Origin of the sequence: Sphingomonas sp. Leaf10 (assembly GCF_001421245.1) — a bacterium.
Classification (GTDB): domain Bacteria; phylum Pseudomonadota; class Alphaproteobacteria; order Sphingomonadales; family Sphingomonadaceae; genus Sphingomonas.
In genome coordinates this window covers 833,443-855,344 of record NZ_LMKE01000001.1, presented here as the reverse complement: position 1 = coordinate 855,344, position 21,902 = coordinate 833,443, and the positions used below count along the sequence as shown (strand labels likewise).

General features: G+C 64.8%; 17 protein-coding genes and 1 pseudogene. 10 read left to right on the top strand and 8 right to left on the bottom strand.

Going from position 1 to position 21,902, the window contains the following annotated elements; all coding sequences use genetic code 11:
* Positions 1-22: 22 nt before the first annotated feature.
* The 9 genes from ASE59_RS03950 (at position 23) to ASE59_RS03910 (ending at position 9,678) form a co-directional block, all read left to right on the top strand.
* On the top strand, positions 23-634 hold the full coding sequence (locus ASE59_RS03950) for an NADH-quinone oxidoreductase subunit J (RefSeq protein WP_056452172.1): 612 nt from the start codon (positions 23-25) through the stop codon (positions 632-634).
* A complete protein-coding gene (nuoK, locus tag ASE59_RS03945; RefSeq protein WP_055755914.1) occupies positions 631-936 on the top strand; it encodes an NADH-quinone oxidoreductase subunit NuoK in 306 nt (101 codons plus the stop codon). The genes ASE59_RS03950 and nuoK overlap by 4 nt, the downstream gene beginning before the upstream one ends.
* A gap of 34 nt (positions 937-970) precedes the next feature.
* Entirely contained in the window at positions 971-3,085 is a 2,115-nt protein-coding gene (gene nuoL / locus ASE59_RS03940) for an NADH-quinone oxidoreductase subunit L (RefSeq protein WP_056452170.1), read from the top strand.
* 37 nt (positions 3,086-3,122) lie between these two features.
* Complete coding sequence (locus ASE59_RS03935) at positions 3,123-4,691, top strand: NADH-quinone oxidoreductase subunit M (RefSeq protein WP_056452167.1); 1,569 nt, start codon at positions 3,123-3,125, stop codon at positions 4,689-4,691.
* Positions 4,691-6,136 (top strand): NADH-quinone oxidoreductase subunit NuoN, encoded by a 1,446-nt coding sequence (gene nuoN / locus ASE59_RS03930; protein ID WP_056452164.1) that lies wholly within the window; start codon positions 4,691-4,693, stop codon positions 6,134-6,136. The genes ASE59_RS03935 and nuoN overlap by 1 nt, the downstream gene beginning before the upstream one ends.
* Entirely contained in the window at positions 6,103-6,831 is a 729-nt protein-coding gene (locus ASE59_RS03925) for a biotin--[acetyl-CoA-carboxylase] ligase (RefSeq protein ID WP_268795253.1), read from the top strand. Before nuoN ends, ASE59_RS03925 begins: the two co-directional genes overlap by 34 nt.
* 98 nt (positions 6,832-6,929) lie before the next feature.
* Positions 6,930-7,721 (top strand): type III pantothenate kinase, encoded by a 792-nt coding sequence (locus ASE59_RS03920; protein WP_056452161.1) that lies wholly within the window; start codon positions 6,930-6,932, stop codon positions 7,719-7,721.
* Positions 7,722-7,766: 45 nt separating this feature from the next.
* A complete protein-coding gene (locus ASE59_RS03915) occupies positions 7,767-9,407 on the top strand; it encodes a ribonuclease J (protein ID WP_056452159.1) in 1,641 nt (546 codons plus the stop codon).
* A gap of 10 nt (positions 9,408-9,417) precedes the next feature.
* Entirely contained in the window at positions 9,418-9,678 is a 261-nt protein-coding gene (locus ASE59_RS03910) for a DUF1467 family protein (protein ID WP_056452156.1), read from the top strand.
* 582 nt (positions 9,679-10,260) lie between these two features.
* Here ASE59_RS03910 and ASE59_RS03905 read toward each other — a convergent pair.
* On the bottom strand, positions 10,261-12,534 hold the full coding sequence (locus tag ASE59_RS03905) for a hypothetical protein (RefSeq protein ID WP_056452153.1): 2,274 nt from the start codon (positions 12,532-12,534) through the stop codon (positions 10,261-10,263).
* Positions 12,535-12,630: 96 nt separating this feature from the next.
* On the opposite strand from ASE59_RS03905, the gene ASE59_RS03900 reads away from it, so the two are divergent.
* The gene (locus ASE59_RS03900; RefSeq protein ID WP_056452150.1) at positions 12,631-12,921 is read left to right on the top strand and encodes an Hpt domain-containing protein; all 291 of its coding nucleotides are present in this window, start codon (positions 12,631-12,633) and stop codon (positions 12,919-12,921) included.
* A 3-nt stretch (positions 12,922-12,924) separates the two neighbouring features.
* Here ASE59_RS03900 and ASE59_RS03895 read toward each other — a convergent pair.
* The 7 genes and pseudogenes from ASE59_RS03895 to dnaG form a co-directional block, all read right to left on the bottom strand.
* Positions 12,925-14,103 (bottom strand): annotated as a pseudogene (locus ASE59_RS03895) (vWA domain-containing protein).
* A 9-nt stretch (positions 14,104-14,112) separates the two neighbouring features.
* Positions 14,113-15,480, bottom strand: coding sequence for a hypothetical protein (locus ASE59_RS03890; protein ID WP_156359856.1), 1,368 nt, complete (start codon positions 15,478-15,480; stop codon positions 14,113-14,115).
* A 17-nt stretch (positions 15,481-15,497) separates the two neighbouring features.
* Positions 15,498-16,040, bottom strand: coding sequence for a CHAP domain-containing protein (locus ASE59_RS03885; protein ID WP_056452143.1), 543 nt, complete (start codon positions 16,038-16,040; stop codon positions 15,498-15,500).
* 85 nt (positions 16,041-16,125) lie between these two features.
* Positions 16,126-16,971, bottom strand: a complete 846-nt coding sequence (locus ASE59_RS03880; protein ID WP_056452837.1) for an AAA family ATPase — start codon at positions 16,969-16,971, stop codon at positions 16,126-16,128.
* A gap of 50 nt (positions 16,972-17,021) precedes the next feature.
* Positions 17,022-17,681, bottom strand: a complete 660-nt coding sequence (locus tag ASE59_RS03875; protein WP_056452834.1) for a DUF6975 family protein — start codon at positions 17,679-17,681, stop codon at positions 17,022-17,024.
* Positions 17,682-17,867: 186 nt separating this feature from the next.
* A complete protein-coding gene (gene rpoD / locus ASE59_RS03870; RefSeq protein ID WP_056452140.1) occupies positions 17,868-19,907 on the bottom strand; it encodes an RNA polymerase sigma factor RpoD in 2,040 nt (679 codons plus the stop codon).
* 164 nt (positions 19,908-20,071) lie between these two features.
* A complete protein-coding gene (gene dnaG / locus ASE59_RS03865; RefSeq protein WP_056452137.1) occupies positions 20,072-21,877 on the bottom strand; it encodes a DNA primase in 1,806 nt (601 codons plus the stop codon).
* Between the last annotated feature and the right edge of the window lie 25 nt (positions 21,878-21,902).

Here is a 21,902-nt window from a genome sequence, read left to right as displayed (position 1 = left end):
GGCAGGGGGAAGAGCAGCGCTCGTGATCCAGACACTCGCCTTCTATCTGTTCGCCACGATCGTGGTGGCATCGGCCGCGTTGACGATCACGTCGCGCAATCCGGTCCATTCGGTGCTGTGGCTGATCCTCGCCTTCTTCAATGCAGCCGGCCTGATGGTCCTGTGTGGCGCCGAGTTCATCGCGATGCTGCTCGTCATCGTCTATGTCGGTGCGGTCGCGGTCCTGTTCCTGTTCGTGGTCATGATGCTCGACATCGACTTCACCGAACTGCGCGCCGGGTTCGTCCGCTATCTGCCGGCCGGTCTGGCACTTGCGGTGCTGCTGGCGATCGAGCTGGTCGTCGGCGCCTATGCGTGGACCGCCACCCGCATAGATCTTGCCAAGCGGATCGCCCCGACCGACGTCGCGGTCCCGAACATCGAGGCGATCGGGCGGCTGCTCTATTCGCGCTACCTGTACGTCTTCGAAGGCGTCGGTCTGGTGCTGCTGGTCGCGATGATCGGTGCGATCGTGCTGACGCAGCGCAAGCGCGCGGATGCCAAGGCGCAGAATATCAACCGCCAGATCAACCGCCGTGCGAAGGATGCCGTGCGCAACGTCAATCAGCCCATCGGGCAGGGGGTGGAGCTGTGATCGGACTGACCCATTATTTGGTCGTCGCGGCGATCCTGTTCACGCTGGGGGTGCTCGGCATCTTCCTGAACCGCAAGAACCTGATCGTCATCCTGATGTCGATCGAGTTGATCCTGCTGGCGGTGAACATCAATTTCGTCGCCTTCTCGGCGCAGCTGGGTGACTTGGTCGGTCAGATCTTCGCGATGTTCGTGCTGGCGGTCGCCGCTGGCGAGAGCGCGATCGGGCTGGCCATCATGGTCATCTATTTCCGTGGTCGCGGTTCCATCGCGGTCGACGACGTCAACCGGATGAAGGGGTGATGCCGGTGGCTTTTCGGGTTTCGGGGGTGCTCGCATGAGCGCCATCCATATCGTCGTGTTCCTGCCGCTGCTGGCGTCGATCGTCGCGGGGCTGTCGAACCGCGCGTTCGGCATCGCGCTGCCGAAGATCGTTACGACGGCGGGGCTGTTCGTCGCCGCCGCGCTGTCGTGGTCGATCTTCATTCCGTTCCTGACCGGCGCCGCACAGGCTGGCGTCGCCCCCGTGTCGACTTGGATCCTGTCGGGCGGCATGAACATCGCGTGGGAACTTCGCGTCGATGCGCTGACCGCGGTCATGCTGGTCGTCATCACCAGCGTGTCGGCGCTCGTCCACCTCTATAGCTGGGGCTATATGAGCGAGGATCCCGACCAGCCGCGCTTCTTCAGCTATCTGTCGCTGTTCACCTTCGCGATGCTGATGCTCGTGACCGCGAACAATCTGGTCCAGATGTTCTTCGGTTGGGAAGGCGTCGGCCTGGCGTCGTACCTGCTGATCGGTTTCTGGTTCCGCAAGCCGTCGGCCAATGCCGCTGCGATCAAGGCGTTCGTCGTCAACCGCGTCGGCGACCTTGGCTTCATGCTCGGCATCTTCGGCACCTATCTGGTGTTCGGCACGATCTCGATCCCGGCGATCCTCGAAGCTGCGCCGTCGATGGCCGGCTCGACGATCGGCTTCCTGTGGTTCCGTGCCGATACGATGACGGTGCTGTGCCTGCTGCTGTTCGTAGGGGCCATGGGCAAGTCGGCGCAGCTGGGTCTCCACACTTGGTTGCCGGACGCGATGGAAGGCCCGACCCCGGTGTCGGCGCTGATCCACGCGGCGACGATGGTCACCGCTGGCGTGTTCATGGTGTGCCGCCTGTCGCCGATGTTCGAAACGTCGCCGGCTGCGCTGGCGGTGGTGACGGCGGTCGGTGCCGCGACCTGCCTGTTCGCGGCTACGATCGGTTTGGTGCAGACCGACATCAAGCGCGTCATCGCCTATTCCACGTGTTCGCAGCTCGGCTACATGTTCTTTGCGGCGGGTGTCGGCGCGTATGGCGCGGCGATGTTCCACCTGTTTACGCACGCCTTCTTCAAGGCGTTGCTGTTCCTGGGCGCCGGTTCGGTCATCCACGCAATGCACCATGAACAGGACATGCGCTTCTATGGTGGCTTGCGGAAGCATATTCCGCTGACCTTCTGGGCGATGATGGCCGGCACGCTCGCTATCACGGGTGTCGGCATCTACGGCATCGGCGGCTTTGCCGGTTACCATTCGAAGGATGCGATCCTCGAAGCGGCATGGGCATCGGGTCCGGGCGGTTACGGTGCATTCTATGTCGGTACCTTCGCGGCGCTGCTGACCAGCTTCTATTCGTGGCGGCTGATGTTCCTGACCTTCTTCGGTACGCCGCGCTGGGCCGGGTCCGAGCATATCCAGCACGCGGTGCACGATGCGCATGGTCATGGTCATGGTGACCATTATGACACCCATGGTCACGGCCATGACGATGGCAGCCATCCAGTGCCGCCGGCCGCCGAGGATGCAGGCCACGCCCCCTCGACGCATGATGCGCACGCTAGCGAGGTGACTGAAGGCACGGCAGGCTATCATCCGCACGAAAGCCCGTTGCCGATGCTGATCCCGCTGATCGTCCTGACGATCGGTGCGGTCGCCGCCGGCTATGTCTTCCATCACTGGTTCATTGAGCCGGAAGCGGGCGAGACGTTCTGGAAGGGCAGCCTGTTCTTCAACGAACATCTCATGCACGAAATGCATCAGGTTCCGTTGCTGGTGAAGCTGGCTGCGACGATCGTGATGCTGGTTGGCCTGGCTAGCGCCTTCTACGTCTACATTGCGCGGCCGGGTATGGCGGCAGGAATCGCCGACACGTTCCGCGTGCTGCACCGGTTCCTGCTCAAGAAGTGGTATTTCGACGAGCTGTATCATCTGCTCTTCGTCCGCCCGGCGTTCGCGCTTGGCCGCTTCTTCTGGAAGCGTGGCGATGAACAGACGATCAACCGGTTCGGCCCGGACGGGTCGGCGGCACTGGTCGGCTTCTCCAGCCGCCTCGCGGTCAAGATGCAGACCGGCTATCTCTACACCTATGCCTTCGTCATGCTGATCGGCCTGACGGCGGCGGTTACCTGGGCGATCGCGTCGTGATGCGCGGTTTCAAGCAATTGGTTCGGGGGAATAACTCGTGAACGGCTTCCCGATCCTGTCGGTGATGCTGCTGGTACCGGCGGTCGCAGCGATGCTGTGCCTGTTCGTATCGGCGAATGCCGCGCGCTGGACGGCGCTGGCGGCCACGCTGGTCAATTTCGCGCTGGGCGTGTTGCTATGGGCCGATTTCGATATCGGCGGCGCACAGTGGCAGTTCGTCGAGGCACCGGCGCTCGGTGATTTCGGCGTATTCCGTTATGCGCTGGGCATCGACGGCTTCGCGCTAATGCTCATCATGCTCAGCGTGTTCCTGATGCCGATCTGCATCGGCGCGTCGTGGAAGTCGGTCACCAACCGCGTGCCCGAATATATGGCGCTGTTCCTCAGCGTCGAAGTACTGATGATCGGCACGTTCGCGGCGCAGGACCTGTTGCTGTTCTACGTCTTCTTCGAAGCCGGCCTGATCCCGATGTACCTTATCATTGGCATCTGGGGCGGGGCGAACCGCATCTATGCGTCGTACAAGTTCTTCCTGTACACGCTGCTCGGCTCGCTGCTGATGTTGATCGCGATGATCTACATGATCCGCACCGCCGGTACCTCGGACATCCCGACGCTTATGGCGTATGATTTCCCGGTGCAGGTGCAGACGTGGCTATGGCTCGCCTTCTTCGCATCGTTCGCGGTCAAGATGCCGATGTGGCCGGTCCACACCTGGTTGCCCGATGCGCACGTGCAGGCACCGACCGCCGGGTCGGTCATTCTCGCCGGCGTGTTGCTGAAGCTGGGTGGATATGGCTTCCTGCGCTTCTCGCTGCCGATGTTCCCCGAAGCCTCGGGCGAACTAACCTGGCTGATCCTGACGCTGTCGGGAATCGCCGTCGTCTACACCTCGCTCGTTGCGCTGGTGCAGTCGGACATGAAAAAGCTGATCGCCTATTCGTCGGTTGCGCATATGGCGATCGTGACGATCGGCCTGTTCGCGTTCAACCAGAACGGCATCGATGGCGCAATGATCGTGATGCTCAGCCATGGCCTGGTATCGGGCGCGCTGTTCCTGTGCGTCGGCATCATCTACGACCGGCTGCATACCCGCGAGATTGCTCGCTATGGCGGCTTGGCGATCAACATGCCGCGCTATGCCGTGTTCTTCCTGCTGTTCACCATGGCGTCGATTGGTCTTCCCGGAACGTCGGGCTTCGTCGGGGAATATCTGAGCCTTGCCGGGACGTATCGCGTGTCGACCTGGGCTGCGCTGATCTGCACGACCGGCATCATCCTCGGGGCCGCCTATTCGCTCTATCTCTATCGTCGTATCGCGCTGGGCGACCTGGTGCATGACGATGTGAAGGCGATGCCGGACGTGTCGATGCGGGAGTTGGTGATGCTTGCGCCGATCGCGGCGGTCGTGCTGTGGATGGGCGTCTATCCCGAAAGCTTCCTCGCGCCGATGCGCAAGGATGTCGGGCTGCTGCTCGCCCGGATCGAGCGTGCCGCACCTCCTTCGGACTCACGGCCGACCGCAGGCAATCCGGCGGCGGCAGCGGCGCACGCCGCGGAACATGGAACGGGCGGCGGTGAAGCGGCGCACGGGGAATCGCACTGATGAGCTACGCCGAACAACTTTCGATGACCCTGCCCGAGCTGGTGCTTGCGGTCGGGGCGATCGTCCTGATGCTGGTATCGGCATGGGGCAAGCAGGGCGCGACGCGGGGCGTCAGCATCGCGGCGGTGTTCGTGCTGGCCGGGGCCGGGGTGGCGCTGATCGGTAACGGTTCGTCGGGCGGTACCGCTTTTGGTGGTATGTACCGCGCGGACGCCTTTGCCGCGTTTGCCAAGGTGCTGATCTACTTCGCATCCGCCGTGGCGATCATCATCGCGCCGCGCTTCTTCGAACGGACCAGCGGCGACGACCTGAAGCCCGAATATCCGGTGCTGATCCTGTTGTCGGCATGCGGCATGGGCATGATGGTGTCGGCGTCCGACCTGTTGCTGCTCTATGTGGGTCTCGAACTGCAGAGCCTTGCCGCCTACGTCCTTGCCAGCTTCATGCGCCGCGACACGCGCTCGGCCGAAGCAGGTCTGAAATATTTCGTGTTGGGCGCGCTGGCTTCGGGCATTCTGCTGTACGGCATCAGCCTGGTGTACGGCTTTGCCGGCACGACCTTATTCGCCGACATTGCGACTGCCTATGCGGGTCCGCGGAACATGGGGCTGCTGTTCGGGCTGGTCTTCGTGTTTGCCGGGATCGCGTTCAAGCTGGCGGCGGTGCCGTTCCACATGTGGACCCCCGACGTCTACGAGGGCGCGCCGACCCCGGTAACCGCGTTCTTCGCCTCGGCGCCCAAGGTTGCGGCGATGGCGATGGCGCTGCGCGTCGCGGTCGAGGCGATGGGCCCGGCGGTCGATCAGTGGCGGCAGATCGTGGTCTTTGCGGCACTTGCCTCGATCGTGCTCGGCGCAGTCGGTGCGATCGGGCAGGCCAACATCAAGCGGCTGCTGGCTTATTCGTCGATCAACAATGTGGGCTTCGCGCTGATCGGTCTGGCGGCCGGTTCGGCGCAGGGCGTGGCAGGCGTGTTGTTCTACCTTGCCGTCTATATTGTCATGACGCTGGGCTCGTTCCTGATCGTCTTGCAGATGCGCGGTAGCGACGGACAGCCGATCGAGACGCTGGCAAGCCTGTCGGGCTTGTCGCGGACGCGGCCGGCACTGGCACTGGCGCTGGCGATCTTCATGTTCTCGCTGGCCGGCATCCCGCCGCTGTTCGGCTTCTGGGCCAAATACGCGGTGTTCGACGCGGCGGTGCAGGCCGGGCTGTTCCCGCTGGCGGTGATCGGTATCGCGGCGTCGACGATCGGTGCCTATTATTATCTGCGCGTCGTCAAGACGATGTATTTCGACGAACCGGCGCCGGAGTTCCTGCGTGAACCGGCACTGGTCGAGGGTGGCCTGACCTTTGCCGCAGCAGTAGTGATCTCACCGGTCAGCCTGTTCCTGATCCCGGCGCTGTCGGCGTGGTCGCTGACGGCGGCACGGGCGCTGTTCTGACGATCCGCGTCGTCGGCGAGACCGGGTCGACCAACGCCGACCTGCTCGCCGCTGCCGCAAACGGGGCCGAAGAGGGCGTCTGGTTGCGGGCGGAACGGCAGACGGCCGGGCGCGGTCGGTTGGGGCGGGCGTGGTCCGATGGGCGCGGCAACCTGTTCGCCAGCACGATCGTCCGGCTGCAACCGCATGATCCGGCGGCACATACGCTGACGCTGGTCGCGGCGGTTGCGTTGGTGGAGGCCGTGTCGGTGTTCGCGCGAGGGATGGTCACCATAAAATGGCCGAACGACCTGATGATCAGTGGTGCCAAGGTGTCGGGCATTCTGCTCGAACGATCGCGCGATGCGGTCGTCATCGGTTTCGGCGTCAATCTGGCGTCGCATCCGGTGCTTGCCGATCGTCCGACGACGTCGCTGTCCGCGCACGGCGTTTTCGTCGGCCCGGCGGTTCTGCTCGCCGAACTCGCCGAGCGGTTTGCGGCGTGGTTGGCGATCTGGCGCCAAGTTGGGCTGGCCGACGTTCATGCTGCATGGGAAGGGCAGGCGCATCCCGTTGGCTCGCCGCTCCGGGTACGCTTGCCTGATGGCGGCGAACGGTCGGGCCGCTTCGGCGGGCTGGATGCCGATGGCGCGCTGCGCTTGATCGGGGACGACGGGCGGTGCGTCACCGTCCACGCTGGCGATGTTTCGGCGTGACGCGGACAGCCGACGATCGTGCGCGGCGCTTGTGGTGGACCGCGCTACGTTCTAGCGGGAAGGGGAAGCACGCCGGTCGGGCGTGACGGGGAAGTTCGATGCTGCTTGCGATCGATGCCGGCAATACCAACATCGTCTTCGCATTGGTCGATGGCGAGACCATCGTCGCGCGTTGGCGCATCGCGACCGACCCCCGGCGCACCGCCGATGAATATGCGGTGTGGCTCAGCCAGTTGCTGGCCCTGGGCGGTCGCGACCGCTCGGTGGTCGAAGCGGTCATCATCGGCACGGTGGTACCGCGGGCGCTGCACAACCTCGAAGTGCTGGCGAGCAAGTATTTCGGCGTCGAGGCGCTGGTCGCGGGACGCGGCGACGCGGTGTTCGGCATCGCGCTGGATGTCGAGGAGCCGCATGCGGTTGGCGCCGATCGCGCGCTGAACGCGATCGCCGCCCATGCCGCCCATGCCGGCGACCTGATCGTCGTCGATTTCGGGACCGCTGCGACGTTCGACGTCGTCGATTATACCGGAGCGTATAAAGGCGGGATCATCGCGCCGGGCATCAACCTGTCGCTCGATGCGCTGGTGACGGCGGCGGCCAAGCTGCCGCGGATCGCGATCGAGGCCCCGGCGTCGAAGACCGTCATCGGCCGCAATACCGCCGATCAGATGCATATCGGCATTTATTGGGGCTATATCGCGATGATCGAGGGGCTGGTCGCGCGGATGAAGGCGGAGATCGGCCGCCCGGTCCGCGTGATCGCCACCGGCGGCCTGGCGATCCTTTTCGAGAAACATACGCAGGTCTTCGATTCGATCGAACAGGACCTGACGATCACGGGACTGGCGATGTTGTGGCGCCGCACCCATATTTCCACGACAACCGAATGAATGAAACCGAACCCGCGAATGGGCGCGGGCATTGAAAGAGATTGAGTGACTCCAAAGAAAGAACTGTTGTTCGTCGCGCTTGGCGGGTCGGGCGAAATCGGCATGAACGTCAACCTGTACGGGACCGCCGGCAAATGGCTGATGGTCGATTGCGGCGTGACCTTTGCCGACCCGGCCTATCCCGGCATCGACGTGATGCTGCCCGACCTGCAATTCATCGAGGAACGCGGCGACCAGCTACTCGGCATCGTCATCACCCACGGGCATGAAGACCATATCGGCGCGCTGCCCTATCTGGCCGCCGATCTGGGCGTGCCGATCTATGCGACGCCGTTCACCGCCGGGCTGATCCGCGGCAAGCTGGATGAAGAGGGTATTGCCGATCGGGTGAAGCTGAAGGTCGTGCAGCTGGGCGGCGACGTGAATGTGGGCCCGTTCGGCGTGCGCTTCGTGCCGATGGCGCATTCGATTCCCGAATCGACTTCCCTCGTCATTTCGACGCCGCATGGCAAGGTGTTCCATTCGGGCGACTGGAAGCTCGACGATCAACCTATGGTGGCGACCCCGGCCAGTCCGGCGGAACTGACCGCGATCGGCGATGAAGGCATTCTGGCGCTGGTGTGCGATTCGACCAACGTCTTCAATAAAGAGGCGTCGGGATCGGAAGCCGATGTCCGCAAGGGGCTGTTCGAACAGATCGCCTCTGCCGAAGGGCGGCGGGTGATGGTTACCAGCTTCGCGTCGAACGCGGCACGGCTGCACACGCTGGGTGAGGTCGCGCGCGATACCAACCGCAAGGTTTGTGTCGCGGGCCGCTCGCTCGACCGCATCCTGAAGGTTGCGAAGGCGACGGGCTATCTGAAGGATTTCCCGCAGACGGTCGATTTCGACACCGCTATGCGGCTGCCGCGCGATCAGGTGCTGATCATCGCGACCGGCGGGCAGGGTGAGCAGCGTGCGGCGCTGGCACGGATCGCCAATCGCGAGCATCAGTTGAGCCTGCAATCAGGCGACAGGGTCATCTTCTCGTCGAAGCAGATTCCCGGGAACGAGGTCGCGATCGGTCGTATCCAGAACCAGCTCGCCGCCGCCGGCATCGAAATGGTCACCGATCGGCAGGCGCATGTGCACGTGTCCGGTCATCCGGGGCGGCCGGAACTGGCAAAGCTCTATGGCTGGTTGCGTCCGAAGATCCTGATGCCAGTGCATGGCGAGATGCGCCACCTGATGGAACATGCCCGCTTCGCATTGGCGCAGGGGATCGACCAGACGTTGGTGCAGACCAATGGCGACATCGTGCGTCTGGCGCCGGGCAATCCGACCAAGGTCGGGCATGCGGTCGTCGGGCGGCTCGCGCTCGATGGCGACGTGATCCTGCCGGCGGATGGCACGACGATCAACGAACGGCGCAAACTGGCGGCGTTCGGGCATATGTCGGTGGCGGTTGCGATCGATCGGCGCGGGCAGTTGATCGGCGAGCCGCAGATCCGGGTGCAGGGCGTGCCGGTCGAGGAAGACCGCGAACCCTTCCTGGAGGAAGCAGTCGATGCGGCCGCCGAGACGGTAGCAGCCAAGGGGCGCGAGCGTTCCAAGCTACCCGAGGCGATCCGTCTGGCGGTGCGCCGGGTGGCGACGCGCTGGACCGGCAAGAAGCCGGTCGTCGACGTCCTCATCATTCCGGCCTGACGCGCAGCATATGGCCTGGCAATCGGCGCTCGCCATCTACCTGCTATTCTGGGTGCTGGCGATGTTCCTGGTGTTGCCGTTCGGGGTTCACACGACGCATGAAGCGGGCGAACCCCCGGTGCCGGGACAAGCCGACAGTGCGCCATCCGGCTTCCGGTTCGGGCGAATGGCATGGCGGACGACGTTGGTGTCGGCGGTGTTGTTCGGGGCGTTTTATTTCAACTATGTCTATGGCTGGGTAACCGCCGACATGTTGAACTTCTACAATTGAGACGCCGCAATCGATTATGGTTTCGACCAGATCGTGTGGGTACCGGGCAAATTCGCGATGCAGGCGGAAATGGGTGGTTCCCTTCAGCATCGTTCGGAATGGACCGGCGTTGGCGTTGGCGTTGGCGTTGGCGTTGGCGTTGCGTGGCCCGCGATTGGGTAATCGTCAACGGATAGGACCGTTTGCGCCGAATTAGGGGCATTCCCAACGATCGGGTCACCCTTGGGTCGTTACGCCTGTAAAGGGATCGACATTTATTCGCCAGGGGCGATCGACATTCAGTTACCCGGACGCGGGACGACTGCTCTATCTGCTATCGTCACTCCCGCGAAGGCGGGAGTCGATATGCGTCGGCGTCACGGTTCCGACCGAAACGTCGGCGGTTATGGATTCCCGCCTGCGCGGGAATGACGGAAATCCGCAATCGTCGCTGAATGTCGATCGGCTCAAGGTTTACGAACTGCGCTTTTCGCCTGATAGGGGAGGGGCTGGCGCCGCGCTCCCTCGCTGGCCTACCCACCCCCGACCCCTCCCTTGTCAGGGAGGGGGGAAGCTGAGACCTCGCTCTAATGTCGTGCAGGCCTAGCTGCGCAGCCGCTCGATCGCCTGCGCCAGCACGACGTACAGCTTGCCCATGTCCGACGACAGCAAGGTCACGCCCATCGGCGATCCGTCGCGCAAGCCCAGTATCTGGCGCAGCATCGCTTCGAAATCGTGGATGTAGCGGTTTACCTGTTCCCGGAAGTCGGGATCGGCGTCGTACAGTGCCGCGATCTCACGCGCCTGCGTACCGTCGACCAACCGCACCGCGCGGCGGGTGAATACGCCGCGATCACCCTTCAGATAGGCCGCCCATGCCGTGTCCGACACATCGGTCGACAGCGAGCGGGCGATGTCGATCGCGGCGGAGTTCATCGCCTCGATCAACAACGACACCCGGCGTGAGAACTGGTCGCTGTCCGCAGCTTCGCGTTCGGCGCGAGCGGCCGAGATGCGTTCGTCGAGTTGCTTGCTCGTGTCTGCGATGTCGAGCATCTGTCGCGAGAGCCGTTCCGACGCCTCGATCGCCGAGGCGACCGCGTGGTTGGCGATGGCGGACAGTTCGGCGACCTGCCCGGTTACGGCGCTGTCGACCGCATTGGCGAGCGCGCGGGCGCCCTTTGCTTCCAAATCGCGGGCGGCATCGGGCAGAACCTTTGCCAGCGTTTCGCGCGCCTGTTCGCTGGCGGCTTCGGCGGTGTCGCGGATGCGGAGCATCGCTTCGGTCAGCCGCGGCGCGGCGTCTTCGGAGAAGTGGATCGTCGTGGCGATGGTTTCGTCGACGATGGTGCGGACATTCTCGATCCGGTCGGCACCGCGATCGAGCGTGTCGAGCAGCGATTGCTGGACCGTCGACAGCGTGTCGCGCTGCATCGCCACCACGCCCGCAATGGCTTCGATCGCTTCATGCGTGCTCTCCGCAGCGGTGACCAGTGCGAGCAGTTCGGGCTTGGACTGGGCCACGACCGCGCGACTGGCGGCGATGCGGTGGTCGAGGCGATCGAGCGCGCCCGGCAGCGTTTCGTCCATCTCGCGCGCGGCGGCGTCGAGTGCGGTCAGCACTTCCTCGGCACTGGCGATCACGCGGCGGGCGGTAACGTCACCATTGGCGAGCGCTTCGGACAGAGCATCGGCAACCTGGGTCAACGCATCGACCGATCCGGCCACCGCGTGCGTCCGTTCGACACCGGTGATCCGCAGCCGTTCGAACCGGTCGTCGACCCCGGCCAGTCCGTCGTTCAGGAGTGCCAGCAACGCCTCACCATCGCGGCGGCGGTCGTTGAGTTGTCCGGCAAGCATGTGGATTGCCGCATCGATTGCGGCCACGCGTCCGGCCAGTTGTTCCGCGCCTTCGCGACCGGCGCGTTCGATCGCCGATCCGTTCGCTTCGATCATGGCGATGGTCGCATCGCCCTGCGCCGTGATCGCCTTGCGCGATTCGTCGATCGCGGCGGCGGCGCGTTCGAGCACGGCGTCGATCGCTTCGGACATGGTGGCGATGACGGTTTCGAGCCGGGCACCGGCGCTTTCGCTGGTCGCTTCCATCCGGTTCATATGCGCCGCCAGCCGCTGTGCCGCGCCGCCGGCCAGTTCGTCGGCTTCGCGCGAGCGCTGCGCCACGACGGTCAGTTGCGCGTCGAGCGCGGCGACCCGTTCGCTGGCCGACAGGCCGGTCGCCTCCACCAGTGCGGCCATTTCCGCCGCTTCGGCCCGTGCGCGGGGCAGCGACGACAGCACGGTGGCCAATCGTTGTTCGGCGGCGTCGGTTACCCGGTCGAGCCGGACGGCGGCATCGCCGATCGCTTCGACCTGTTCGCCCATGCCGGCACGGACGCCGCGCAACCGGTCGGTCGCACTGTCGCCCAACGCCAGCAGCGACTGCGTCTGTTCGGCGAGTTCGCTGCGCGATTCCGCCAGCGTCTGCCGTATGCGGGTGACGACGACATCAAGCGCCTGTGCCTCGGCGCGCATCGCCTGTGCGGTGGCGGCGAAGCGGCGCGCCTCCGCGCGGCTGTTCCGGCGCAGCAGCAGCCAGCCGACGCCGAGCAGCATCGGCGGGACGCACAGCGCGGCGATGAACGACACCAGCCCGATCGGCCCGAGCGCGGGCAGCGACGGCGCGCTCCACGCGAGCATCCCGCCGGTCCAGCCGAGCACGGCGATCCCGGCAAGCGTCGGTCCGATCCAGTTGCGCTTGATCGGTTCGGGTTCGGCCACCGCCTCCGCCAGCCAGTGCTGTGCTTCGTCCTGGGCGACGTGGCCGCCGTCCGAATGCTGGTGCGGCTGTTGCAGCCCGGTGATCGAACCCCCATTCATGCGGCACCGTCTATCATGGACGTTTCCCCAGCGACAGAGCGGTATGACAATCGCATGGTAACAGTCTGTTAACCTTTTGCAGCGTATCGTCCGCTTATGGCCTATGATCCCGGAGCAATCGATGCGGCGCTGGCGGCGGCGTTGGGCGACGAACCCCAACTGATCGCCGAACTGCGCCGTGCCTTTGTCGACAGCGCCCAGAAGGCGCTCAACGTGCTGGAGGCAGCGGATGCCGAAGGGTGGCAGCCGGCGGCGTTCCGGCTGAAAGGGTTGGCGGCAAGCTTCGGCGCCGTCGATCTGATGGCGCTGTCCACCGCAGCAGCGGCGGCCACGCCGGGCGACCCGGGGGTGCTCGCCAAGCTGCACGAAGCGATCGACGACCTCTGACGCTTACCGCCGGCGCGACAATTCGCGCATGGCGGCGTCCAGCCCGTCGAGGGTCAGCGGATACATGCGGTCGGCGAACAGGTCGCGGATCAACTGCGTCGAGTGCGACCATTGCCAATGGTCCCGCGGTGCGGGATTGATCCACGCGGCCGATCGCCAGTGCGCGGTCATGCGTTGCAGCCAGAGCGCGCCCGCCTCCGCATTCATATGCTCGACCGATCCGCCGGGTTGCAGGATCTCGTAGGGGCTCATCGCCGCATCGCCGACCACGATGAGCCGGTAATCGGGTCCATAGGTCCGCAACAGTTCGGCGGTCGAACTCTGTTTGGCCCAGCGGCGGCGATTATCGCGCCACACGCCCTCATAGATACAGTTGTGGAAATAGAAGAAGTCGAGGTGGCGGAACTCCGCCGTGGCGGCGGAGAATAGCTCCTCCACCTGCGCGACGAACGGGTCCATCGACCCCCCGACGTCGAGGAATAGTAACAGCTTGACGGCGTTGCGGCGTGCCGGCCGCATCGCGACGTCGAGAAAACCACGCCGCGCAGTTCCGGCGATCGTCGCGTCGAGATCGAGTTCGTCGGCGGCCCCTTCGCGGGCGAAACGGCGCAGGCGGCGCAGTGCGATCTTCAGGTTGCGCGTGCGGAGTTCGCGTTGATCGTCGAGGTTGCGAAATTCGCGGCGTTCCCAGACCTTGACGGCGCGGCGATGGCGGCTCTCGCCACCGATCCGGACGCCCTCCGGATTATAGCCGCAATGGCCGAACGGGCTGGTGCCGCCGGTGCCGATTCATTTCGATCCGCCCGCATGCCGTTCCTGCTGCTCGGCGAGCCGCTGTCGCAACAGGTTCATCAGCGCGTTCCAGTCGCCGGTCGGGGCGATCTTCGCCATATCCTCGGGCGACAGATAGCGTTCGGCGATGCGGCGCAGCCATTCGTCGGGCAGGGCTAGCGGGTCGACGCCGTTGGTGCCTTCGATACCGGCAAAGACCTGTCCGAAGACCCGGTCGAACCGGTCGACCAGCCCCTCATCCTTTACGAAGGTCACGCGGGCGAGGTGATAGAAGCTGTCGATATCGGGATCGATCACGCCATGGTCGAGGGCGTCGAGCAGGACTAGATGCTCGCGGATGCTGACGGCGATACCGGCGCTGCGCAGCGCATCGACGAACGAATGGAACATGGAGCGGGTCTAGCGCGATCGGGCGTAGAGGCGCCAGTGGCTGCCCGACAGACCGGTCGGGTCGCCGCGCGCGATTTCCCGGAAGGAGCGGCCGCAGCGGATCAGCCGATCGGGGAAGGGATTGTAGCCGTCGCGTTCGATGAAGCGGAACGGTGCGCAGGGGCTGTCGGCGATGGTCAACGGGTAGCGTCGCGACCGGGCGGCAGCGTTCAGGATCGCGGTCGAACGCGACAGTGCGACCGAGACGGTGGCGCCGTGCGGAGCGACGGCGGCGAGCGTTCGCACCGCCCGGCCGGGGTCTCCGCGAAGATTGGTGATCAGCGCAAGGTTCCGATCGATCGCCGTCCAGCAGAAAACCGCACCGGCGGCGAGGATGGGCAGGCGCCAGATGCGTCGCTTGGTCCAGAGCACGGGCAGGGTGATCGACGCCAGCAGCAGCAGCGGCGGAACGGCGATCATGTAATAGCGGGCGGCACCGCTGTTCGGCAGCGCGAGCAGCGCGACCGCCAATGGCAGGCCGATCGCGCTCAACAGGACCAAGCCGACGATCCGGTCGCGGACGAACCAGCCGGCGAGGGCGATGGCCGGCGCGACGGCCCACTGCCCGCAACTCCATGTCCATAGTTGCTCCTGCGCGAGCAGCCATTTCGCCATGTCATGCGGTTCACGGGCGCCAAACTGGAATCCGTCCCTGCTGGTCGCAGCCGCGGTCCAGGCGATGGCGATCAGCAGCACGACCGCGATCGCAGCCGGCAGGAACAGGCGGAGCGCATCCTGCGCCGCCCGCCGCCAACCCGCCGAGCGCCACCGCTCGACCGCGACCCATGTCCCGAGCGCGGCGAGTGCGAACAGCATCGTCGCCTGCGACAGGCATCCGAAGATCGCCGCGAGCGCGATGGCGGTGGTGGGGGGTGGGGTAGCAGGATCGGCCAGCCAGCGGTCGGCCACGCCGATCGCGGCGACCAGGGCGAGCAGCATGGGCGCATAGCCACGCGCCTCCGACCCGAAGGTCACCAGAAAGGGCGACGCGGCAAAGGCGATGGCGGCAAGGATCGCCGCCGCCCGCCCCCGTCGCAACGCGATGGCGGCGGCGAGCGGGATGGTCGCGGCGCCGGTGACGATCGACAGCGCGCGCTGAAGCGGCGGCGGGGCGGTACCGCCGACCCATTGCAGCCATAGGCTGTTCAGATGATGGTTGTTGTCGTGATTAATCCGGACGAACACCCCGGCCGGGGTGCGGACATCCTGCGCGACGACCGCCGACCATGCTTCGTCGAGCCATAATCCGCCACGTGCGGCCAGAATGCGCAGGGTCAGCCCGGCGAGGGTGATGGTCGCGAGGACCGTCCAGACGACGCGCCGTTGCCCGATCGTCATCGCGGGCGAGGGGGTGATCAACGCGCGTAGGCGTCGATCAGCGACCCGACATAATCCGGTGCCTTGCCACTCAGTTCGACGGCGGGGCTGGGGCCATAGATGAAGCCGTGCGTCGGATATTCCGATCCACCCAGCCCCTGCGTATCGCGGTACCAGACCTTTACCCGCGTCCAGTCGCCCTTCGCCGACACGTCGAACACCGTCACGTCCTGTTCGACGCCACCCCGGACGCCGTTGATCCGCGACCAGTTTGCATGGGTGACCATCGCAACGCGCGGTTCGACCACGCGGCTGATGACGAGGACATGGCCGAGCGGCAGGCGATCGGTCTTGGTAAAGGCGAGGACGGCGCCGACCTTCGGCTTATGGCCGCGTGGGTAGCGGCCCTCCGCCTGATCCCACCACGTCCAGGCATCGCCATAGATTTCGATACCCGATGCCGCCCGCGCGAACGGAACACATTGCCCGACATAGTCGAGCAGCGAGCGCGCACCGACCGGCACGCTGACGATGGCGGCAAAGGCGAGGAGCAGGATGCCCCGGACAAGCGAACCGAACATGATGACGATCCTGCCGAACGATGGTCGCCAAGTGATTGCCGAACATGGTTAACGAAACGTCGACGCCACACAACCCCTTGCGCGATCAGCCGCCCTTGCGCCGGTGCAGGAACGCCAGTCGTTCGAACAGCATCACATCCTGTTCGTTCTTCAGCAGCGCACCGTGCAGCGGAGGAATCGCCTTTGCCGGATCATGCGATGCCAGCACCTCCAGCGGCATGTCGTCGTGGAGCAGCAGCTTGAGCCAATCGAGCAGTTCGCTGGTCGACGGTTTCTTCTTCAGCCCCGGCGTCTCGCGCACCGCGAAGAACAGGTCGAGCGCGCGGTTGACCAGCAGCGTCTGGATACCCGGAAAATGCACGTCGATGATCGCCTGCATCGTCGCCCGGTCGGGGAAGCGGATATAGTGGAAGAAGCAGCGGCGCAGGAAGGCGTCGGGCAGTTCCTTCTCGTTGTTCGACGTGATGACGACGACCGGTCGTTCGCGCGCGGTCACGCGTTCGCCGGTTTCGTACACGTCGAACGCCATGCGATCGAGTTCGTGGAGGAGGTCGTTCGGAAATTCGATATCGGCCTTGTCGACCTCATCGATCAGCAGCACCGGCAGGGTCGGGCTGACGAACGCCTCCCACAATTTGCCGCGGCGGATATAGTTGGCGATGTCGTGGACGCGCGGATCGCCCAGCTGCCCGTCGCGCAGCCGCGCCACCGCGTCATATTCGTACAGCCCCTGCTGCGCGCGGGTGGTCGACTTGACGTTCCATTCGATCAGCGGTGCGTCGATCGCGCGGGCGATCTCCTGCGCCAGCACTGTCTTGCCGGTGCCCGGTTCGCCCTTCACCAACAACGGCCGGCGTAGCGTTACCGCGGCGTTGACCGCGACCTTCAGGTCGTCGGTCGCGACATAGTCCCGGGTTCCTTCGAACCGCATCGCCTGTTTCTCGTGCATCGCCCTGCGATACGGGCAGATGCGGCCGGACGCTAGCCGCGGCTTTCGGCGCGCGCGGCGACCAGATCCCACAGCCCGCGATGTTGGGCGAGCAATTGCTGGACGCCAAAGGTCATCGCCCGTTCGACCGCTGCGTTGCAGGCGACCGCCTCGATCAGCTGCCGCGTCTGCGCGAGCGAGGGCAGGGTGCAGGGGATGACGTCGATCCCCATCCGTTCGGCGGCGGCATCGAGCGGACGGCGGATCACCGGCCAGTCCAGCGCCACCGCGATCGCCGCACCCAGGGCGCAACCGGGGCGGATCGAGCGCGACAGCAGGTCGATGGCGTTGCGCTGGGTGGCGAGCGCCGCTTCGGCTGCGGCCTGTCCGGGGGTTCCCGGCGGTGGCCCGGCAGCGGCCGCGACGCGGATCAGATAGGCGCGCTCCTCGACGAATGCGGCACCGGCCTGTGCCAGCCAGTCGTCGGCCGCGGGATTGTTGGTGGCACTGGTCGCCAGATCGACGACGCCCGGATGACGACCGTGCAACGTGCAAAGCTGGTGCAGCGCGTCGGCAATATCGCGGAGCGCCGCGCCGCCGCGCGACAGCCGTTCGAGCGTGACATGGCTGCCACTTCCGTCGGCATGAACGATCTGGGACAGCCGATCGGCAACGCCCCAATCATTCGTGTCGTTCGCTACAGCAACTGTCACCGACGGCTCCCAATTTCGTTCGAGCGGGCCATCCCCGTTCGAGCCATGGTATGCCTGCAAGAAATAACCCAAGCGCGTAAAAACAAGGTTTCCAGCGTTTTAACCGCGCTTAACAGGGCGGAATGCGCTTCGGTCCGACGCCGAAACGAAACGCCCCGGCGCTTTGGAAGGGCCGGGGCGGGGCGGTTATTGATCGAGGAAAGAACGCATCTTTCGACTGCGGCTCGGGTGTTTGAGCTTGCGCAGCGCCTTCGCCTCGATTTGGCGGATGCGTTCGCGGGTCACGCTGAACTGCTGTCCGACTTCTTCGAGCGTATGGTCGGTGTTCATGCCGATGCCGAAGCGCATGCGCAGCACGCGTTCCTCGCGCGGGGTCAGGCTGGCAAGGACGCGGGTAACCGTTTCCTTCAGGTTCGCCTGGATCGCCGCATCGACGGGGATGATCGCATTCTTGTCCTCAATGAAGTCGCCGAGATGCGAATCCTCCTCGTCGCCGATCGGCGTTTCGAGGCTGATCGGTTCCTTGGCGATCTTCATCACCTTGCGAACCTTTTCGAGCGGCATCGACAGCCGTTCGGCCATTTCTTCCGGCGTCGGTTCGCGGCCCTGCTCGTGCAGGAACTGGCGGCTGGTGCGGACCAGCTTGTTGATGGTCTCGATCATATGGACCGGGATGCGGATCGTCCGCGCCTGATCCGCGATCGAGCGGGTGATCGCCTGCCGGATCCACCACGTCGCGTAGGTGCTGAACTTGTAACCGCGGCGATATTCGAACTTATCGACCGCCTTCATCAGCCCGATGTTCCCCTCCTGGATCAGGTCGAGGAATTGCAGGCCACGATTGGTGTATTTCTTGGCGATCGAGATGACGAGACGCAGGTTCGCCTCGACCATTTCCTTCTTGGCGATACGCGCTTCGCGCTCGCCCTTCTGCACCATGTTGACGATGCGGCGGAATTCGCTGAGCGCCATGCCGGTCTGCTGCGCGATCTCGGCGATTTCGGTGCGGATGCGGTCGACGGCGGCGCCTTCATTGTCTGCGAACGCCTTCCACTTCTTGTCGATCGTTGCGACCGAGGTCAGCCACTGTTCGTCAAGCTCATGGTCGACATAGCTGTCGAGGAACGCCTTGCGCGGAACCTTGTGCCGTTCGGCCAGACGCAGCATCTGCCCGCCCAATGCGGTCAGGCGGCGGTTATAGGCATATAGCTGATCGACCAGATATTCGATCTTCGCCTGATGGAACTGGACGCTTTCGACCTCGGCGGTCAGTTCCTCGCGCAGCTTCTGGTACTTGCGCTCTTCCGCACCCGACAGGCCATCGCCGGTCGCCATCGCGTCCAAACGCTGCGACTGCATCTTCGAAAATTTCTTGAAGATAGCGGTGATGTTGGCGAACTTCTCCAGCGCCTGCGGCTTGAGCTGTTCTTCCATCTGCGCAAGGCTGAGGGTGTTGTCCTCCTCGTCGTCGTCGCTGGGGCGGGGCGCGCGGCGTTCGCCGTCCTCGTCCTCGTCGGCCGACGCTTCCTCGGGCTCTTCTTCTTCCTTGAAGCTTGGGCCGGCGTTCTTCGACGAAATCTCGCCATTGTCGTCAGCGTCTTCGTCGTCGGATAGCGATTCCGGGGCCGGATCCTTCGACAGCATCGCGTCGAGATCGAGGATCTCACGCAGCTGCATCGTGCCTTCGTTCAGCGCCGTCGACCAGCCGATGATCGCGTTGAAAGTGATCGGCGATTCGCACAGGCCGAAGATCATCGTGTCGCGACCGGCCTCGATCCGCTTGGCGATGGCGATTTCGCCCTCGCGGCTGAGCAGTTCGACCGCGCCCATTTCGCGCAGGTACATCCGCACCGGATCATCGGTGCGGTCGACGGTTTCCTTCTTCTTGACCGGTTCGAACGCGGCGGACGCGTCGTCCTGTTCGCCGGCATTGTCGTCGCCGTCGTCTTCTTCCTGCTTGGCGCGCTCTTCGCTTTCGCCGTCCTCGCCCGCGTCCTCATTTTCGACGACGTTGACGCCCATGTCGTTCAGCGCCGACATGATGTCCTCGATCTGCTCCGAGGTCATCTGATCCTGCGGCAGCATCTCGTTCAGCTGGTCGACGGTAATATAGCCGCGCTTCTTGGCGCGAGCGACCAGCTTCTTGATCGACCCTTCGTTCAGGTCGATCAGCGGCGCATCGCCGGAATCGATCGTGTCGTCGCCGCCACCATTCGCCTTGGCCATCAATAACCCTCAGAAATTTATGCAGCGCGTTCGCCTCGCGCTATTTTACCGGTCGTCTTCGTCCGACACCGCCGGATTTGCAAGCCAAGAGCATGCAATCGGGCGATCCGGTCGCGGATTTCCGGCAATTCTACGACGGCGATATGGGAGGGACGGGCCGGGGATCAAGCCGCCTCGTCCAGTTCCTCCATCCAGCTGCGGATGCGCGCCTGCACCGCGGCATGATCCGACCGGGCCTGCTGATAATCGGCGAAGGTCCGTTCGGTCGTATCCTGGCGACAACGTTCGGCAGCCGCATTCTCGGCACGCCGGCAGGCCTGTTCGTCGACCAGGATCTGGACGACGCGCAGCAGATCGGTTTCGGCGGTCTCCGCATCGGTATCGCGCAGCCAGAAACTGAAGGCGAGGTCGGTTTCCTTGTTCCGCCGCGCCATCTCGACCAGTTGCCGGTCGGCGGCGATGGTGTCGGTCAGCAGGCTTTCGCTCAGGTCGCTGCGATAGATGGCGAGGTCGATCAGGTGGTTGCGCCACCGCTGCAACTGCGCGTTCTTGATCGGCAGTTGTGCGATCAGTTCGCAGTGGCGGGTCAGCACGTCGACATGCTGCATCAGCCCCATCAGCACCGCACGCTGAAAGGCGAAGACGAGGTCGACTTCCTTGACGTCAGCCGCCGCTGCCATGTCGTTGGCGACGATGCGCAGGCGGCGGTCCTTCGCACCGAACAGCGCGAAGAACTGATCCTTGAAGGTGCGGAAATATTCGCGGCGAATGCCTTCGTGGGTGATCGTGCCGGCGAGGCGCGCCAGCTCGTGCTCGAACGCCGCGCGCTCATCGGGGCCGGCTCCGGGGGGCAGCGTCGCCAGTTCGAGCCGCCACAGGAAATCAGACAGCGATTCGCGACGGGCGAGCAGGTCCTCGAACGCTTGGCCGCCCTCCGCGCGGACCAGATCGTCGGGGTCCATGCCGTCGGGGATGGTGACGATCGAAATGCTCTTGCCGGGTTGCAGCATCGGCAGCGCACGTTCGGCCGCGCGCCGCGCCGCCTTGATCCCCGCCGCGTCGCCGTCGAAGCACAGGATCGGACAGTCAGCCATGCGCCACAGCCGTTCGAGCTGATGCTCGGTCAGCGCGGTGCCGAGTGGCGCCACGACCTCATCGAAACCGGCCTGTGCCAGCGCGATGACGTCCATATAGCCCTCGACCGCGATCACCCGCTTGGCCTTGCGCGCGGCGGCCTGAGCCCGATCGATATTGTAGAGGGTGCGCCCCTTGTCGAAGAGCGGCGTTTCGGGCGAGTTCAGATATTTCGGTTCGCCATCGCCGAGAATGCGGCCGCCGAATGCGATCGTGCGGCCGCGCGCGTCGCGGATCGGGATCATCAGCCGCCCGCGGAACCGGTCGTACGGCTCCTTGCCCTCGACCGAGATCAGCATTCCCGATTCGATGAGCAGCGGGTTGCCATAAGAGGCCAGCGCCGCCTTCAGCCGTCCGCGTGCATCGGGGGCATAGCCCATGCCGAACGCGCGCGCCGTTTCGGGCTTGATGCCACGCTTGGCGAGCGCGTCGCGGGCAATGCCGCCTTCGTCGCCCAGCCGGTCCGCGAACCAGCTCTGCGCATCGGTCATCAATTCGTGCAGGCCCTTGGCGCGTTCCGCCTGCTTGGCCGAGCGCGCGTCCTGCGCGGGCATTTCCATGCCGGCGGCGGCGGCCAGTTCCTTCACCGCATCGATGAAGGGCAGGCCGCGCTGGTCGGTCATCCAGCGGATCGCATCGCCATGCGCGCCGCAGCCGAAGCAGTGGTAGAAACCCTTGTCGTCATTGACCCAGAAGCTTGGCGTCTTCTCGGTATGGAACGGGCAACACGCCTTGTGCTCGTTGCCCGAACGCTGGAGCTTCACCGACTTGCCGACCAGCGCCGACAGCGTCGTGCGGGTGCGGAGTTCGTCGAGAAACTGTGGCGAAAGAGTCATGCCGCTTTATGCCCCGAACGGAACG

What these genes read in the sequence shown, in the direction of transcription:
- ASE59_RS03910 (WP_056452156.1), top strand. Translation starts at nt 9,418, where the DNA reads ATGGCCTGGCAATCGGCGCTCGCCATCTACCTGCTATTCTGGGTGCTG.
- ASE59_RS03880 (WP_056452837.1), bottom strand. Translation starts at nt 16,971, where the DNA reads ATGCGGTTCGAAGGAACCCGGGACTATGTCGCGACCGACGACCTGAAG.
- ASE59_RS03890 (WP_156359856.1), bottom strand. Translation starts at nt 15,480, where the DNA reads ATGACGATCGGGCAACGGCGCGTCGTCTGGACGGTCCTCGCGACCATC.
- ASE59_RS03905 (WP_056452153.1), bottom strand. Translation starts at nt 12,534, where the DNA reads ATGAATGGGGGTTCGATCACCGGGCTGCAACAGCCGCACCAGCATTCG.
- nuoN (WP_056452164.1), top strand. Translation starts at nt 4,691, where the DNA reads ATGAGCTACGCCGAACAACTTTCGATGACCCTGCCCGAGCTGGTGCTT.
- dnaG (WP_056452137.1), bottom strand. Translation starts at nt 21,877, where the DNA reads ATGACTCTTTCGCCACAGTTTCTCGACGAACTCCGCACCCGCACGACG.
- ASE59_RS03920 (WP_056452161.1), top strand. Translation starts at nt 6,930, where the DNA reads ATGCTGCTTGCGATCGATGCCGGCAATACCAACATCGTCTTCGCATTG.
- rpoD (WP_056452140.1), bottom strand. Translation starts at nt 19,907, where the DNA reads ATGGCCAAGGCGAATGGTGGCGGCGACGACACGATCGATTCCGGCGAT.
- nuoL (WP_056452170.1), top strand. Translation starts at nt 971, where the DNA reads ATGAGCGCCATCCATATCGTCGTGTTCCTGCCGCTGCTGGCGTCGATC.
- ASE59_RS03885 (WP_056452143.1), bottom strand. Translation starts at nt 16,040, where the DNA reads ATGTTCGGTTCGCTTGTCCGGGGCATCCTGCTCCTCGCCTTTGCCGCC.
- ASE59_RS03900 (WP_056452150.1), top strand. Translation starts at nt 12,631, where the DNA reads ATGGCCTATGATCCCGGAGCAATCGATGCGGCGCTGGCGGCGGCGTTG.